The organism is Massilia glaciei, from assembly GCF_003011895.2.
Taxonomy (GTDB): Bacteria; Pseudomonadota; Gammaproteobacteria; order Burkholderiales; family Burkholderiaceae_D; genus Telluria_A; species Telluria_A glaciei.
The window spans coordinates 1-15,062 of record NZ_PXWF02000269.1; the positions used below are offsets into that span (position 1 = coordinate 1).

Here is a 15,062-nt window from a genome sequence, read left to right on the forward strand (position 1 = left end):
ACGGAGCTGTCGGCCATCGGCGCCGACGCGCCGACCCCGCAGCCGGGCGCGCAGGTGCAGCAGGCCGCGCCCGCGCAGGCCCGCCCGCAGGGCGGCGCCGACAAGGTCGCCGCGCGCGTGGGCACGCCGGGCTGGAACAACCAGGTCGGCCAGCGCATCGTGTTCATGGTGGCCGGCAAGGAGCAAAGCGCCTCGCTCACGCTCAACCCGCCCGAACTGGGGCCGATGCAGGTGGTGCTCAGCGTGACGGGCGACCAGACCAGCGTCACCTTCAGTTCGGCCCAGCCCGAGGTGCGCCAGGCGCTCGAAAACGCGCTGCCGCGCCTGCGCGAGATGATGAACGAGAGCGGCATCGAACTTGGCAACGCGAGCGTGAACGCGGGCATGCCCGACGCCCAGGCCGGCTCCGGCGCGCGCGACGGTGGCGCCGACGGCGCGCGCCGGCTGGCCGGCCAGCCGGACGGGGCCGGCGAACCGGTGCGGGTGGCCGAACGCGCGCTCGCGCTCGGCGGCGGGGTCGGCCTGGTCGACACCTTCGCCTAGCCCTCCCCGATGCGCGCCAAAGCACGCCCATGCCGTGGCAAACCCGCCGCGAACTGTTTCTTTTCGACACACCGGCCGCCCGATCGAATGCCGATAATGACATAATGACGCATCAGGCACGCATCAGGCCGGCGCCTCGGGCGCAAGCCACATGCGCACGCGACTTCAGCGCCACGATCAACCAGCAACACAGCCGCACCGAGGCATCTTGAACCCGAACCTGAAACCGAATCCGAGAATGAGAGCTGATCCGAAAGTCGAGACAGCGCCCAAGCCGGCACCCAAATCGTCGAAAACGATGCCATTCGCGCTCGCCGGCGTGTTCCTGCTTATGGTCCTCGGCGCCGGCGCCTGGATCCTGTTCGCCCCCACGTCCGGCACCCCGGGCCAGGTCCAGAACGTGGCGCCGCTGTACGTCGCGGTCGACGAATTCGTGGTCAACCTGCAGCCCGAGGACGGCGACAAGTACCTGCAGACCAAATTCACGCTGCAGGTGGCCGACGCCCAGCAGGTCGAGCTGGTCAAGGCCAACATGCCGAAGGTGCGCAACCGGGTGCTGCTGCTGTTGTCGAGCAAAAAGCCGTCCGAGATCTCGACCCCGGCCGGCAAGCGCCGCCTGGCCGCCGAAATCGTCAGCGCGCTCAAGCAGCCGTTCACCGACGGCGGCGCGCCGCAGCAGGTGAGCGAACTGCACTACATCTCGTTCATCATCCAGTGATCCGCCATGGCCGATAATTTCCTTTCGCAGGAAGAAGTCGACGCCCTGCTCAAGGGCGTCAACGGCGACCACGACGACATCGTCGCGCCGGTCGAGCCGTCCGGCGTGCGCCCGTACAACCTGGCCACGCAGGAGCGCATCGTGCGCGGGCGCCTGCCCACGCTCGAGATCGTCAACGAGCGCTTCGCGCGCCACCTGCGGCTCGGCCTGTTCAACTTCCTGCGCCGCAACGCCGAGGTCTCGGTCGGCTCGGTCAAGGTGTCCAAGTACAGCGAATTCATCCGCAACCTGGTCGTGCCCACCAGCCTCAACCTGGTGCACCTCAAGCCGCTGCGTGGCACCGCCCTGGTGGTGTTCGACCCGAGCCTCGTGTTTTTGCTCGTCGACAACCTATTCGGCGGCGACGGCCGCTTCCACACGCGCGTCGAGGGCCGCGACTTCACCCAGACCGAGCAGCGCATCATCCTGCGCATCCTCGACGTCGTGTTCGAGGCCAGCACCAAGGCCTGGGAGCCGGTGTTCCCGATCGAGTTCGAATACGTGCGCTCCGAGATGAACGTCCAGTTCGCCAACATCGCGACCCCGAACGAGGTCGTGGTCACCTCGACCTTCACGATCGAACTGGGCTCGGTGAGCGGCCAGATCCACATTTGCATACCGTACTCGATGGTCGAGCCGATCCGCGACACGCTCAGCTCGAACCTGCAGGGCGAGACGCTCGAGATCGACAAGCGCTGGATGCGCCTGATGACCGAGCAGATCCAGATCGCCGAGGTCGAGCTGGTGGCCACGCTGGGCCACGCCGGCACCACCTTCGACGACATTTTGAACATGAAAGTGGGCGACATCATTCCGCTCGAGGTGCCCGAACTGGTCCAGGCGACGGTCGACGGGGTGCCGATGGCCGAATGCAGCTACGGCGTGCTCAACGGGCACTACGCGCTCAAGGTCGAGAAACTGCTGGCCAACACCGGCGAACCGAAATAAGGCTGCGCCGGCGCCAGGCCGGCCCGCGCAAACAGGAGAACAAGATGGCGATCAATCACGACGACAACAGCATGGACGACGACTGGGGCGCGGCCATCGCCGAGCAGGCCAAGGCCGAGGCCGAGGCGCTCGCGGGCCAGGCGGTGCCGCCCGTGTTCAAGGATTTCTCGAACAAGGGCACGCGCAACGAAACCCCGAACGACATCGACTTCATCCTCGACATCCCGGTCCAGCTCACGGTCGAACTGGGGCGCACCAAGATCGCGATCAAGAACCTGCTGCAGCTGGCACAGGGCACGGTGGTCGAACTCGACGGACTGGCGGGCGAACCGATGGACGTGCTGGTCAACGGCTGCCTGATCGCCCAGGGCGAGGTGGTCGTGGTCAACGACAAATTCGGCATCCGCCTCACGGACATCATCACCCCGTCCGAGCGGATCCGGAAACTCAATAAATGATGCTGGGACCGCTCGCGGGCGCGGCGGCACCGGCGGCGGCACAGGCGACCGCCGCCGCCGCGCCGGGCGCGCCGCTCGGCCCCGCGGTGGTGTCGGCCACGGCGGCTGCGGCGTCGTCTTCGTCGGCCGGCAGCCTGCTGCAGACCATATTCGCGCTGTGCCTCGTGCTCGGCCTGCTGGTGGTGCTGGCGTGGTTCCTCAAACGCTACGGCCCGCGCGCGCCGGCCGGCGCGGCCAACGTGCGCATCGTCGGCGCGCTCAACCTGGGCGGGCGCGAACGCGTGATCGTGGTCGAAGTTGGCGAGCAGTGGATCGTGGTGGGCGCCTCGCCCGGCCGCATCAACGCGCTCGCGACCATGCCCAGACAGGCCGGCGCCGAAGCGCCGGACCAGGGCGCCGAACTGGCGCAAGCGGCCGGGCCGGCGCCGCATGCCGGCAGCTTCGCCGAATGGCTCAAACAAACGATCGATAAACGCAATGCAAAATAAGCCCCGGGCAGTCGGCCCCCTCGCCCCCCTCGCCCGCTGCCTGCTGGGCGCGGCCCTGCTGGCGCTGCCGGCGGTGGCGCTCGCGCAGCAGGGCATTCCCGCCTTCACCAGCGCGCCGGCGCCCGGTGGCGGCACCGCCTACTCGCTGCCGGTCCAGACCCTGCTCCTGATGACGGCGCTGACGTTCCTGCCGGCCGCGCTGCTGATGATGACCAGCTTCACGCGCATCATCATCGTGCTCTCGCTGCTGCGCCAGGCGCTCGGCACCCAGTCGGCGCCGCCCAACCAGGTGCTGGTCGGCCTGGCCCTGTTCCTGACCTTGTTCGTGATGGGGCCCGTGTTCGACCGCATCTACGTCGAGGCGTACAAGCCGCTGCAGGAGAACAAGATCCAGATGGCCGAGGCGCTCGACAAGGGCGTCGCCCCGCTCAAGGCCTTCATGCTCAAGCAGACGCGCGAGTCCGACCTGGCCCTGTTCGTCAAGATCTCGCGCTCGCCCGCGCTGGGCGGCCCCGAGGACGTGCCGCTGCGCATACTGGTCCCGGCGTTCGTGACGAGCGAACTGAAGACCGCGTTCCAGATCGGCTTCGCGATCTTCATCCCGTTCCTGATCATCGACATGGTCGTCGCCAGCGTGCTCATGTCGATGGGTATGATGATGATGTCGCCGGCCGTGATCTCGCTGCCGTTCAAGCTGATGCTGTTCGTGCTGGTCGACGGCTGGCAACTGCTGCTCGGCTCACTGTCGCAGAGTTTTTACTAGGGGCGGCGCGATGACTCCCGAAACCGTCATGACGATGGGCCGCCACGCGATGGAGGTGACGCTAATGGTGGCCGCGCCGATGCTGCTCGTGGCCCTGATCATCGGCCTGATCGTGAGCATCTTCCAGGCTGCTACCCAGATCAACGAGGCGACCCTGTCCTTCATCCCCAAGCTGGTCGGCATTTTTGTCGCGCTGGTGGTGGCGGGGCCTTGGATGCTGACCGTCATGCTCGACTACATGCGCCATGTGTTCACCGGCATACCCGGCATGATCGGCTAGTGTCATGATTGGCGGGCCCGCATGATCACGCTGACCAGCGTCGAGATGAACACGTGGATCGCCGCCTTGCTGTGGCCGCTCACGCGCATCCTCGGGCTGATCGCGGCCGCCCCCATATTCGGCAGCGGCTCCATCCCCGTCCCGGCCAAGGTCGGCTTGGGGGTCATCATGGCGATGATCATGGCGCCGGCGATTCCGGCGCTGCCGGCGGCCGACCCGCTGTCGATGGCGGGCCTGCTGATCCTGGTGCAGGAACTGCTGATCGGCCTGGCGATGGGCTTCGTGATGCGCATCGTGTTCGCCGCCGTCGAGATGGCGGGCGAGGCGTCGAGCCTGACCATGGGCCTCGGTTTCGCGAGCTTTTTCGACCCGATGACCAAGGGCCGCTCGTCGTCGATCAGCCAGATGCTCACGCTGGTGGCGACCATGGCTTTCTTGGCCGTCAACGCGCACCTGGTGCTGCTGTCGGCGCTGGCCGAGAGCTTCGTGACGATGCCGGTGGCGGGCACCCCGATGTCGGCCGGCGCCCCGTTCGAGGTGGCGCGCTGGGGCGGGCGCATCTTCAGCGCGGGGTTGCAGCTGTCGCTGCCGATCCTGGCGGCGCTGTTGATCACCAACGTCGCGCTCGGCATCCTCACGCGCGCGGCGCCGCAGCTGAATATTTTCGGTATCGGCTTCCCGGTCTCGCTCGGGGTCGGCCTGCTCGTCATCGGGCTGGTGATGCCGTATTTGTCGACGCCGTTCCTGAACCTGTTCAACGAAGGAATTGAGGTTGCGCGGGCGGTGGCGCGGGCCGCGGCTGGGAACGCGCGCCCCTGATACTGAACATCGAGACCGCCGGGTGGCCGGTCGGAGCAATCAATAACCGGCTTCCTTCTGATGGCGTATCGAGAGCACTGTGACTGCGTCCAGTTCGTAGCGGTAGAGAACGATATAGCCGGTGTCACCAAATTCGACCGTGATTTCACGATATTCAATGTCCATCTCTTGCGCCGGGCGACCGACCTGAGGGTATCGCCCGAGCATTTGGATGGATTTGATGATGGCTGCAGCAGCACGCTTAGCCGCCGCCGGGTTCTTGATGCGCAAGAATTCGCGAAGCCTTTGCAGGTCGTGAAGCGCCGACGGCGCGAGTCTTACTTGTGGCATTGAGGCGCCGGCAATTCGGCCTCATCGCCCCAAGTTTCGAGCCACGTCGTCACCTCGTCCGCTGTGACATGCATGCCAGTGGCTTTGTACTCGCTCCACGCGTTAATCGCGTCCTGCCGAAAAGCCTCTCGCTTCTCTTCCCGCTCGAGGTACTGACCGATGGCTTCCTTTAGCATCCAGTGGGGAGTCCGATCGCGCGACTCAGCAAGCCGTTTAATGCGATCGCGCGTGGCTTGATCGATCTTTACTGCAATAGCACGAGTTGTTGATGCCGGCATGGCGCGCCCCCTTAGTATCCGCAAGTATTAACAGGTATTACCTTAGCATACCACCCCATTGATCAATGGCGTGAGCGGAACCTGATCGAACCCCGCCAGTCGATGGAAAGGATTGTCATCCATTAACCAATCGGGGCGGGTTCGGACGCATAATATTAGTTATACAATAATGTATTACGGACCGGGCGGTCATGCATTTTCAAATAGCCGCCCTACCCGATCCACGCCGTCAGCCAAAACGCATTGCGTACAACGCGCGGCAGCGACGATTGTGGGCGAAAGCGGTCGATGACCACGTACATCGGCAATCTGCAAATCACAAAACAGCGCAAAGCCAACGCGAAGCCGGCGCGCCACTCCTCTGGCGACAACACCCGCCCCGATGCCGCCTCAAGCGCGGCGCGGTGCCCTTCGATCGCGTTATGAGCGAACGCGCCTTGCCCCTGCTCCGGCAGCACGTGGCAAAGCAGCTCCGCCAGATCGTATTGCGGCAGGCCGACGGTCGCAAGTTCCCAGTCGAAGGCGCACAGTTGCAGTCCTTGCGCGTCGCGCCGGAATGCCATGTTGCGCGGATTGAAATCGTGATGGATCAGGCTGCGCGGCATGGCAAACGTTTGCGGCAGCCACGCCTGCATGTCGTCGATCCATGCGCGCTGTACGGCGCCGACTTCGCGTCCGAGTATCGCGGCAAGGCGTGGCCCGGCGTAGTCGGCCAGCGCGCGCCACAAGGGCTGCATCGCCAGCAAACCGTACCCGCAGCTCTCCCCGGCGATCCAGCCGGTTGCCAGCAACTCGCGCTCGCGGCCGAGCCAGACCGAATGGATCTCGCCCAAGCCGCGCACAGCGGCATCGAGATGGGCCGCGCTCCAATGCGTGCCAAGAGTGCAGTCGTGCGCCATTTGCGCGTCATGAAGGAAGCCATACAGCATGCCGCTGACACCGTCGCCACAATCGGGCAAAACCGCCAGCGTGGCCGGCATGTGGCGCGCGATGCGCACGTCGGCCATCAGCCCAACCGCACGCTCGCGTGCCGCCGAACGCCGGTAAGGCATCCGGTGCAGGTGTTGGCCGAACGCGCGTGCCAGTTCGGGGCTGCACAACGCGGCGGTGGCGAGCGTGAGCGCATCCTGTTCGGCGTCGTTGGGTTTCAACTTGAGCACCGCGTTCAACGCGCCGGTTCCGTCGAGCGCGCCCTGGCAATGCCACAGTCCCGTGCGTCCGCCGCTGCGGGCGGCGGCCAGTTCGCTCATGATGCCGGTGTCGCTGCCCATCGGCGTGGCGGTGAATTCATCGACCTCCACACCCAACGCCGTGACCAGAATCGCATGCAGATCGGCCGCACTTGGTTCGGACACGCATGGCGCCGCGCTCGGCGGCAGGAAGCCGGTGTCGACGAAATCGGCGAAGTAGCGGTTGAGTAGCCGCGCGTCGAGCCGCGGGATCATGATCTCATGCTTCGTCAGCCACCGTTGGGATGTGCTCGAACTGATGCGGCTACGCGTCGGTTCCAAGAACAACTCCAGTTGGCTGCGCCCGCCCAGCCCCTCGGGCCGCGCCAGGAAGAACGGCCGCAACACGCGCAGGTCCGAGGTGTCATGCTTGCCCATTTCTTCCACCTGTGCGAGCCATTGGTCGAGCGGCACCAGCTGCAGTGGATAGCCGCGCAGGCGCAGCGACAGCACCAGCTCGCGCCAGCCGCGCGGCGAATCATGCTGCAAATGCAGCACGCGCGCCATGCCTTGGGGCGCGCCATGCGCGAAGCCGGAGCGCGCCATCGTGCACAGCACTTGCGCGGCCGTGTCGACGGGCACGCAATCGATCTGCCAGTCGATGTCGGCCGCGACCAGGCTTTGGGTGCTGCCGCGGATCGCGCGCGAGATCAGGTCCTGCTGGTTCGACTCGCCGCTCACGCTATGCCCGCACACCAGGCCCGAACGCAAAATGCCCACCGCGAGGCCGCGCGCGGCGGCGGCGCGCAGCAGCGACTCGCCCACGCATTTGGCCTGCGCGTAGCCAAGCGACATCTGCGTGACGTACGGCGCCATGTCGGAAAATTCGTCGACCGTGCCCGGACCGTCGGGCGCGTAGCACACGGCCAGTGTCGACACCACGTACAAGGCCTTGCCGCGCACATGGCATGCGAGCCGGATCGCGTTGAGCGTGCCGTTCACGTGGCTGCCGCGCAGGCGCCGGTATGGCTTGATCCAGCTCACCTCCGCCGCGCCATGGATCACCGCGTCGACACGCGCGGCAAGGGCGTCGAATTGCGACGTGCCCAAGCCGTAGTCGGCTTCGGCCACGTTGCCGCGCACCGCGCTCACGCGCATCAACGCCGCGCGCGTTTCGGTCTCGCTCAGGCGCGCCCTGGTAAAGGCTTCGCCAAGACGCCGCTGCGCATGCGCGTCGTCGTCGGCGCGGACCAGGCAGACGATCTCCCAATCGGTCGACCGTAGCAGTTCGCCCAAGACCTGCGCGCCCAAGAAGCCCGTCGCACCAGTCACAAACACGCGCCGGATGTCCAGTTCCGGCTTCGAGGCGGGGCGGATGTCGGCGCTTAACTGCGCATCCGACAGCAGCTGCGTCCCGTGCAGTGAGGTCAGTTCGTTCGGGAAGATAGCTGTCATGCCGTGCCTCGCAAGTCGGTGTTCCATTGCACATACGCCGCGCGCACCGATGCGATATGTTCCGCAAGGTCCGCAAGGCACCAATCGACGGTTGGAATCGCCGGGCCCACATGGACGTCGATCACGCCCGGCCGCACATGCAGGCCGAGCCCCGGATCGACGGCGGCGGGGATCAGGATAAACATCGGCACGATCGGCGCCTTCAAACTGGCCGCGAGGTGGAACGCGCCCTTGTTGAAGTGGCCGATCTGCCCGCCCGTCACGCGCACGCCTTCGGGGCTCAGGAACACCGACTCGCCGGTTCGCCGCAAGGTCTCGGCCGCGCCCGCGAACAGGCGCCGGCGCCGCTCGGGCATGGTCTGCGGCATGGTCCAGAATATCCCGGTCAGGTACCCGATGACGCCGAACGGCAGCAGCTTGCGCAAGTACCCGCTAAGGAAAAAGCGCGTGTTGGGCATGCCCAGCGCGATCAGCACGAACATGTCCAGCGTCGAGGTGTGGTTGGCGATGTAGACCGTCTGCCCGGCCGGGAACGGCGCGGCTTGGCGCTTGCGCACGTGGATGCCCCACAACCCGAGCGCGAGATGGCCGATCGGCGCGAGGATGCGCTCGCTGTAAAAGCGGCGCAGCGCGAAGCCGGTGAGGCAGGCGACCAGCAGCATCCACAGCGCGCCGGCGCTGATGAGCACCAGCATGGCGGCGCAGCGCAGCGCGAACCCGAGCCGCTCGCCTACTGTGCGCGCCGGCATATGATGGTCTGCATCGCGAGGTTGAGGCGCCGCTCGAACAGCAGCACCGGGGACAGCAGGATCTGGCCGAGGAAGTACGGCAGGATCGCGCGGTCGAGATTGAGCCCGCGTCCGCGCAGCAGCTTGAAGGCGGCTCCGGCGAACAGGTAAAAATACGAGGGAAACGCGCCCCACGGCAGATACTCGACCACCTCGAGGCCCTGCTTTTCCGCCATCGCCATCAGCGTCGCCTTGCTGTAGAGCGCGGTGTGCTGGGGCGCCTGGAGTCCGGGCCAGCGCGCGCCGTAAAGCTTGTAGCTGAGGCTGTCGAGGCGCGGCACTTCGATCACGAGGCGGCCGTCGTCGGCCAGCAAATCGCGGCAGCGCGCCAGCGTCGCGTTCGGGTCGTAGTCGTGCTCGAGGAAGTGCCACATCGTGATCAGCGAAAAACCTCGCGGCGCCAGGCTTTGCTCGGACAGCAGGCCGCAGCGGAAGTCGACCCCGTTCAGGGTCGGCAGGTGCGACAGGTCCTTGAAGTCGACGCCGGTAGCGGCGATCTTGTCGCGCGCGATCAGCTCGCGCAGAAAGGTGCCGGCGGCGCAGCCGATGTCGAGCACGCGCCGCCCAGGCTCGAGCTTGAGCGCGCGGTCCACCAGCGCCAGCTTGGACAGGTCGTGCTTGCGCATTGACTTTTCGTAGAACGGCGTGAGCCAGCCCCAGTCGGTCTTTTTGCGGTGCGCGATGTATTCGTCGTCGTAATACAGCTTGACCCAGTCGAGCGTGAGGCGCGGGCTTTGATACGCGAGCCCGCACTGGCGGCACCGCACGAATGAGAAGCGGCCCGGCTTGCCCGTCAAGTCGTCTTCGCCCGTCACCAGCGGGTCAGCCGCGTTGGCGCCGCACAGGTAGCATGCGCACGCTTCGAAAGCGTCGGTGGAGGGGGCGTGGGCGAGGTTTGTCATGGGTGTGGGGTTTCAGTGAACGGGTTTAAAAAATCCAAGCGCGGCCAGGCCCAGCAGGGCGATCAGGGCAAGGCATTCGATCGCGGCCAGCGCGCGCCAATGCGGGCCGGCCTGCAAGGTGCGGTCGCTGAGCAGGTCGTGCAGCGCCAGCACCAGCCACAATGCCGCGCCGAGGCCAAGGCCCGCCCGCGGCGACACGCCGGACGCCACGAGCCACACGAAGCTTGGGTACTTGAGCAGCACCAGTTGCGCGCGCAGCAATCGGGGCCAGGCACCGCTGGCCAGGTACAGGCCCGCCATGGCCGCGCACAGCAGGCCGTAGGCGGCCAGCCGCATCGGCTCGCGCCAGGCCCACAGCAGGCCCAGCACCGGCAGCGCCCCGGCCACGCACAGCTGGGAGAAGCGGCCGGCATGGGGGCTACCCACCAGCACCCGCCGGGCGTGGTGGCGCGCGTCGTGCGCGCGGTCGGCAAGATCGTCCCACAGGCGGAACTGGGCGATCAGGAAGGCGGCCAGCAGCATGCTCGCCGCCATCCGGTCCGGGCCGCCGCCGGCCGACGCCGCCAGCATGCAGGCGCCCACCACCAGCCACAGGAGCGCGATGCGCGGGCGCAGCAGGCGCGTCGCGGCGTAGTTTTGCAGGTCCTCAGGCCAGGATTTCGACGACACCGCGGTCTCCATCAAGCATCAGGCGCGCGCCGCTGCGGATGCGCGTGGTCGCGCCGCGCACGCCGACCACGGCGGGAATGCCGAACTCGCGCGCGATGATCGCGCCGTGCGACAACATGCCGCCGCGCTCGACCACCAGCCCGCGCGCGAGGAAGAATACGCAGGCCCAGCCGGGGTCGGTCTGGCGCGTGACGACGATGTCGCCCTCGTGCATCAGCCCGACCTCGGTCGCGTCGGCCAGCACGGCGGCGGTGGCGCTGATGCGCCCTCCGCACGCGCCCGTGCCCTGCAGCGGCGCGGCCGCATCGGCTTCGGGACCCGCCGCGGGCAGCCCGGCGGCGCAGGCCAGATAGCTGCCTTCGGCCATGGTGATGCTGTCGGGCGGCGCCATGCGCGCCAACCGGGCGTGCGCTTCGCGGCGCTGGCGCACCAGCGCGCCGACCGAATACGGGAACATCGCCTGCCCCGACAGCAGGTCTTTCAACTCGTCCATGGTGAGCTGGAACGCGTCCTCGGGCGCGTCGAGCAGGCCGGCGGCGGCCAGACTGCGCCCGCAGGCGAGCACGATGTGGCGCAGGTGCACATACAGGCGCGCCTGCTGCATGCGCGCCCGCTCGCGCAACCGGATTGCCCCCTGCGTGGCCGACAACAGCAGGCGGAAGCGCCCTGCCCGGCCGACCAGCGGCAGCGCGCGCACCAGCGCGAGAGGGCTAAGATGCTTGCAGGCGGCGTCGGTCGCGGCCAGGCGGGCCGCCACCTGGCGCGCCAGCAGCGTCGCCGGCGAATCGGCATCAAGGCCGACATAGGTCTTGAGCAGGTTGAGCGCCTGGTGAGGATTCTCCTCGGTGCTCGGATGGGTCAGCATCAATTCGCCCGAACTGCGAAAGCCCCATCGCTCGAGGTAGTCCTCGAAGCGCGCGCGGAAGGCCGCCAGCTCGGGCAAGGTCGCGAGCGCGTTTTCGATCGCGGGCACATCGTGCTCACTGAACAGGAGCAACAGCACCGGATTGTTGCGCACCTCGCGCGACAGATCCCACAGCCGCTCGACCGGCACATGGCTGGCCAGCTCGGGCAGCCCGACCAGCAGGTTGTTGTGCACGCTCTCGCCGGCCTGCGGCCAGGCCCGCTTCAGGCTGCGCTGCAACAGGGCGTAGCAGACCATGGCGGCGGTGTCGGCCAGCGCGGCGTCGTTCCAGCGGCGCAGGCGGATCGTCAAAAAGCCGTCGAGCGCGTCGACCAGCCCGGCCGGAGACATCGCGGCCAGCGCCGGCCGCCGGGTGCCGTCGCAGAAGCTGGTAACGGCGCGTTCGAAGCGGGCCACGCGCGATTGCACGCGCAGGTATTGCCAGGCCGTTTTGCAGGGGATGCGCAGCGCTTCGGCCACGCGGTCGAACCAGCCCTGTATCGGCATTGCGTGACGCAGCGCGGGCATTTCGGCCGCGCCGACAAAATTATTGAAGGCGCGCGCGAGCCACCGCCCCGCCGGCGCCAGTTGCAACAAGGCGTGGATATTGCTCAGGTTGTAGTACAGGCGCCCGCCATGCACGCCGACCAAATTGGCCAGCACCGGCGCCATCGCCGCGATGCGGGTCGGCGAGATGCCAAAGCCTAGACCAAGATTGCGGAAGTACGCCGTGTAGCCGGCCCGCACCACCGAGTACAGCAGCGGCGAGACCGGTTCCGGGAAGTTCTCGGCGATGTTGGCGTTGGTCCAGACCGCGCTGCGCGCCTCGGCAAACGGGGCTGCGGCCACGGGGGTGCTGATCGGGCGCGCCTGCAGCAGCCACAATTGGCCGGCCTGGTCGATCGCCCATTCGATGTCGAGCGGGCAGCCGAACAGCGCTTCGAGGCGTGACGCCTCGGCGACAAGGTGGTGGATCTCGTCGCCCGCCAGCAGGGCCAGCGCCGCGTCCGGCATCACATGCTCGACGATACCACCGCCCTCGCGCGCAACCACCACGCGCGCCGGATCGATGGCGCCCGACACCAGCGCGTCGCCCAGGCCGGCGCAGTACTCGATCATCATCACGGGCGTGGCGGCGCACCCGGCCGGCGCGTGGGTGAACAGCACGCCGGCGTGGCGCGCGTCGATCTGGCGCTGCACGATGACGCCCATGCGCGACAGTTGCACCTGCCGGCGCGCCTGGTAGACCAGGCTGCGCACCGACCAGGCCGACGCCCATACGGTGCGCACGGCGTCTTCCAGCGCGCCGGCGCCGGCCACGCCGAGCACCGTGTCGAGCTGCCCGGCGAACGAGTGCGCGGCGCTGTCCTCGCCCACGGCCGAGCTGCGCACGGCGTGCAGGGCTGTCCCATCGATGCAGGCGCCAAGCGCGGCGCGCAGGGTGGGCGCGAGCGGGCTGGCGCAAATTCGCGCGGCCCTTTGCTCGCCGCCGGCGTCCGCCCGCCGCAGATGGTCCTGGAACAAGGCGTCGGTAAGCACCACGCCCGGCGGCACGCGGAAGCCGTGGGCGAGCATGCGCGCCAGGGCCGCGGCCTTGCCGCCATGGACGCTGGCGTCGTGCGCTTCGGCCAGAGGAATCAGGCCGGCAAGGGCGGGCGTGGGTGTCATGAGGGCCTCGGTTTGAGTTTTAGCAGATACATGCAGTAGCTGAAGATCCAGTGCAGGCTGATGCCGAACAGCGGCACCCACAGCCATGCCATGGCCGGCAGCGGCAACAGAAGGCTCAGCGCGATCAGGGCGCCCAGCGTCGAGTCGACCCGGTCGACCACCAGGCACCACAGGCGCAGCAGCGGGCCGCGCGCGGCCTGGCCGGGGGCGACGCCGAGCTGGCGCTTGAGCAGAGAGTTGGGCAGCTCGGCCAGCATGAAGGCCAGCCCGCACAGCAAGCCGGCCAGCGCCATGTGCGAGGCGGGGAGCGGCCACACGCCGGCGGCGAGCCAGTCCGGCAGCGACTCGCGGAACTGCGCGGCGCCCGCGAATCCGAGCGCGGCGGCGGGCGGCAGCACCATCAGCCCGCGCCAGGTTTTGTTGGCGCCGAATAGGGGCCGCCCGCGCCAGGTGGCGGCGCCGTCGAGCGGCACGGCGAAGCGGCGCGACCAGGCGCTGCGCAGCCACGCGACATGGGCCACGCCGGCCAGCGCCAGCGCGAGCGAGACGAACACGGCGCACGCCAGCGCCGGCGGCGCCAACGGCGCCAGCGCGGCGCTCACAGCAGCATCCCCGTGCGCTCGCGCGCGCCGAACATGAAGTCGACGCCCGACAAGCTTTTGGCGGCGCGCAGCCAGGTCCACCAGTGCACCTCGTTGGGCGCGTCCTGTTTGAGCGCGCGCAGGCGGTAGCCGGGCACGCGCACATGCATGTGGTGCAGCTCGTGGGCGTCGACGTGCAGCAGAAGCCACGACAACCAGCGCGGCAGGCGCAGCGAACGGGTGTTCGCTTGCTGTTCCATGTTGGAGAACGGCGCGACGCGCTCGCCGCCGGCGCGCCGGGTCGGCATGTGCGTGTGCTGGCTCACCAACAACAAGTCCTGGAACGCGAGCGACAGCAGCAAGCCGCCGCCGACAAGGCCCAGCGCGTCGCCCGGACCGAACCATGCCAACAGGGCGGCGTAGGCAAGCAGGAAGGCCAGATTTTCGACGCGTATCCGGCGCATCAAGGCGGGCGTGAAGTGGCGCGAAAGGCGCGGCGTGTTCCAGAAATTCTGCACGCGGTACAGCAGCGAGAACAGCGGCAGTCCGGTGCGCCAGGCGCCGTTGATGATCCAGCGTTCGTAGCGCGCCACCGGGCGCGGCACCAGCGCCATGGTGGTCAGATCGCGGTCCTGCCAGCCGGTCCAGACGTGGTGGTAGGCGTGCACCTGGCGCCACGCGGTCCAGGGAATGAGCGCCATGAAAGCCGCCACAACGCCGGCGGCCCGGTTCAGCCAGCGGCTGCGGAACAGGTTGCGGTGCCCGCACTCGTGCAGCAGCACGAACCAGAGGGTGAGGCCGAGCGCGAGCAGAAGCTGGCCGGCGGACCAGGCCCAGCCGTTATCGAGCGTTGCGAGCAGCGCCCCGCCCGCGCTCAGCGCCAGCGCCAGCGCAAAGTGCAGCAGACCGCGCGCGTCGGATGGCGCGAGGGCGTGATCGGGGTCGTCGTGGGGGCGGTTGGCGAGGTTCATGGAGGCGGCGGGCAAAGAGGACTTAAAGTCCAGTATTGCATGTCCATCCATGAAGTTTTGTTAGCTTCGCGGCGGTGTGGATCGCGGTGCTTTTGGTACCGCACGGCGATACTTTGGAGGGATGATCAAGTGCGCAGGCGCGCGTTTGCGCCAATCGGCGCGGGCGAAAAACGGCGAGGATGGAGAAGGAAGCAGAAGCAGAGGAAGCAGAAGAAGCAGCGCTAGAAATAGCGAAGGTGAAGAACCCACAAAACCAAACCAACATCGTCCTCGCGGAGGCGGCGAGGCATG

17 protein-coding genes are annotated in these 15,062 nt (G+C 67.7%); 8 read left to right on the forward strand and 9 right to left on the reverse strand.

From position 1 onward, the window contains the following. From C7C56_RS19445 to fliR, 8 genes are all read left to right on the forward strand, one after another. The coding region (locus C7C56_RS19445) for a flagellar hook-length control protein FliK (protein ID WP_146204561.1) at positions 1-543 on the forward strand (543 nt) is incomplete at its 5' end. A 298-nt stretch (positions 544-841) separates the two neighbouring features. After that, a complete protein-coding gene (locus C7C56_RS19450; protein ID WP_229458875.1) occupies positions 842-1,261 on the forward strand; it encodes a flagellar basal body-associated FliL family protein in 420 nt (139 codons plus the stop codon). 6 nt (positions 1,262-1,267) lie between these two features. After that, on the forward strand, positions 1,268-2,248 hold the full coding sequence (fliM, locus tag C7C56_RS19455) for a flagellar motor switch protein FliM (protein WP_106759027.1): 981 nt from the start codon (positions 1,268-1,270) through the stop codon (positions 2,246-2,248). Positions 2,249-2,292: 44 nt separating this feature from the next. Continuing rightward, positions 2,293-2,706 (forward strand): flagellar motor switch protein FliN, encoded by a 414-nt coding sequence (gene fliN, locus C7C56_RS19460; protein WP_106759028.1) that lies wholly within the window; start codon positions 2,293-2,295, stop codon positions 2,704-2,706. Beyond that, positions 2,703-3,194 carry a flagellar biosynthetic protein FliO gene (gene fliO / locus C7C56_RS19465; RefSeq protein WP_229458876.1) on the forward strand — a complete coding sequence of 164 codons (492 nt, stop codon included), beginning with the start codon at positions 2,703-2,705 and terminating at the stop codon, positions 3,192-3,194. The genes fliN and fliO overlap by 4 nt, the downstream gene beginning before the upstream one ends. Continuing rightward, entirely contained in the window at positions 3,184-3,957 is a 774-nt protein-coding gene (gene fliP, locus C7C56_RS19470; RefSeq protein ID WP_106759029.1) for a flagellar type III secretion system pore protein FliP, read from the forward strand. The genes fliO and fliP overlap by 11 nt, the downstream gene beginning before the upstream one ends. A gap of 10 nt (positions 3,958-3,967) precedes the next feature. Next, the gene (gene fliQ / locus C7C56_RS19475; protein WP_106759030.1) at positions 3,968-4,237 is read left to right on the forward strand and encodes a flagellar biosynthesis protein FliQ; all 270 of its coding nucleotides are present in this window, start codon (positions 3,968-3,970) and stop codon (positions 4,235-4,237) included. Between the two features lie 21 nt (positions 4,238-4,258). Beyond that, complete coding sequence (gene fliR / locus C7C56_RS19480; protein WP_106759031.1) at positions 4,259-5,056, forward strand: flagellar biosynthetic protein FliR; 798 nt, start codon at positions 4,259-4,261, stop codon at positions 5,054-5,056. Between the two features lie 39 nt (positions 5,057-5,095). Here the strand turns inward: fliR and C7C56_RS19485 are convergent, their stop codons facing one another. From C7C56_RS19485 to C7C56_RS19525, 9 genes are all read right to left on the reverse strand, one after another. Continuing rightward, positions 5,096-5,386, reverse strand: coding sequence for a type II toxin-antitoxin system RelE/ParE family toxin (locus C7C56_RS19485; protein WP_106759032.1), 291 nt, complete (start codon positions 5,384-5,386; stop codon positions 5,096-5,098). Continuing rightward, the gene (locus C7C56_RS19490) at positions 5,374-5,664 is read right to left on the reverse strand and encodes a CopG family ribbon-helix-helix protein (RefSeq protein WP_106759033.1); all 291 of its coding nucleotides are present in this window, start codon (positions 5,662-5,664) and stop codon (positions 5,374-5,376) included. The genes C7C56_RS19485 and C7C56_RS19490 overlap by 13 nt, the downstream gene beginning before the upstream one ends. Before the next feature lie 212 nt (positions 5,665-5,876). Beyond that, positions 5,877-8,288, reverse strand: a complete 2,412-nt coding sequence (locus tag C7C56_RS19495) for a thioester reductase domain-containing protein (RefSeq protein ID WP_181373257.1) — start codon at positions 8,286-8,288, stop codon at positions 5,877-5,879. After that, positions 8,285-9,037 (reverse strand): lysophospholipid acyltransferase family protein, encoded by a 753-nt coding sequence (locus C7C56_RS19500; RefSeq protein ID WP_106759035.1) that lies wholly within the window; start codon positions 9,035-9,037, stop codon positions 8,285-8,287. Before C7C56_RS19500 ends, C7C56_RS19495 begins: the two co-directional genes overlap by 4 nt. Beyond that, on the reverse strand, positions 9,019-9,978 hold the full coding sequence (locus C7C56_RS19505; protein WP_106759036.1) for a class I SAM-dependent methyltransferase: 960 nt from the start codon (positions 9,976-9,978) through the stop codon (positions 9,019-9,021). Before C7C56_RS19505 ends, C7C56_RS19500 begins: the two co-directional genes overlap by 19 nt. Positions 9,979-9,990: 12 nt before the next feature. Beyond that, positions 9,991-10,647 (reverse strand): hypothetical protein, encoded by a 657-nt coding sequence (locus C7C56_RS19510; protein WP_146204562.1) that lies wholly within the window; start codon positions 10,645-10,647, stop codon positions 9,991-9,993. After that, the gene (locus C7C56_RS19515; protein ID WP_181373258.1) at positions 10,625-13,219 is read right to left on the reverse strand and encodes a PEP/pyruvate-binding domain-containing protein; all 2,595 of its coding nucleotides are present in this window, start codon (positions 13,217-13,219) and stop codon (positions 10,625-10,627) included. Before C7C56_RS19515 ends, C7C56_RS19510 begins: the two co-directional genes overlap by 23 nt. Continuing rightward, entirely contained in the window at positions 13,216-13,821 is a 606-nt protein-coding gene (locus C7C56_RS29015) for a CDP-archaeol synthase (RefSeq protein WP_181373259.1), read from the reverse strand. Before C7C56_RS29015 ends, C7C56_RS19515 begins: the two co-directional genes overlap by 4 nt. Further along, entirely contained in the window at positions 13,818-14,771 is a 954-nt protein-coding gene (locus tag C7C56_RS19525; RefSeq protein ID WP_181373260.1) for a fatty acid desaturase family protein, read from the reverse strand. The genes C7C56_RS29015 and C7C56_RS19525 overlap by 4 nt, the downstream gene beginning before the upstream one ends. Positions 14,772-15,062 lie beyond the last annotated feature (291 nt).

Bases quoted from the DNA above. Each gene is read 5' to 3' on its own strand.
- C7C56_RS19515 (WP_181373258.1), bottom strand. From the start codon at position 13,219: ATGACACCCACGCCCGCCCTTGCCGGCCTGATTCCTCTGGCCGAAGCG.
- fliQ (WP_106759030.1), top strand. From the start codon at position 3,968: ATGACTCCCGAAACCGTCATGACGATGGGCCGCCACGCGATGGAGGTG.
- C7C56_RS19495 (WP_181373257.1), bottom strand. From the start codon at position 8,288: ATGACAGCTATCTTCCCGAACGAACTGACCTCACTGCACGGGACGCAG.
- fliN (WP_106759028.1), top strand. From the start codon at position 2,293: ATGGCGATCAATCACGACGACAACAGCATGGACGACGACTGGGGCGCG.
- fliR (WP_106759031.1), top strand. From the start codon at position 4,259: ATGATCACGCTGACCAGCGTCGAGATGAACACGTGGATCGCCGCCTTG.
- C7C56_RS19485 (WP_106759032.1), bottom strand. From the start codon at position 5,386: ATGCCACAAGTAAGACTCGCGCCGTCGGCGCTTCACGACCTGCAAAGG.
- C7C56_RS19490 (WP_106759033.1), bottom strand. From the start codon at position 5,664: ATGCCGGCATCAACAACTCGTGCTATTGCAGTAAAGATCGATCAAGCC.
- C7C56_RS19505 (WP_106759036.1), bottom strand. From the start codon at position 9,978: ATGACAAACCTCGCCCACGCCCCCTCCACCGACGCTTTCGAAGCGTGC.
- fliM (WP_106759027.1), top strand. From the start codon at position 1,268: ATGGCCGATAATTTCCTTTCGCAGGAAGAAGTCGACGCCCTGCTCAAG.
- fliP (WP_106759029.1), top strand. From the start codon at position 3,184: ATGCAAAATAAGCCCCGGGCAGTCGGCCCCCTCGCCCCCCTCGCCCGC.
- C7C56_RS19525 (WP_181373260.1), bottom strand. From the start codon at position 14,771: ATGAACCTCGCCAACCGCCCCCACGACGACCCCGATCACGCCCTCGCG.
- C7C56_RS19500 (WP_106759035.1), bottom strand. From the start codon at position 9,037: ATGCCGGCGCGCACAGTAGGCGAGCGGCTCGGGTTCGCGCTGCGCTGC.
- C7C56_RS19450 (WP_229458875.1), top strand. From the start codon at position 842: ATGCCATTCGCGCTCGCCGGCGTGTTCCTGCTTATGGTCCTCGGCGCC.
- fliO (WP_229458876.1), top strand. From the start codon at position 2,703: ATGATGCTGGGACCGCTCGCGGGCGCGGCGGCACCGGCGGCGGCACAG.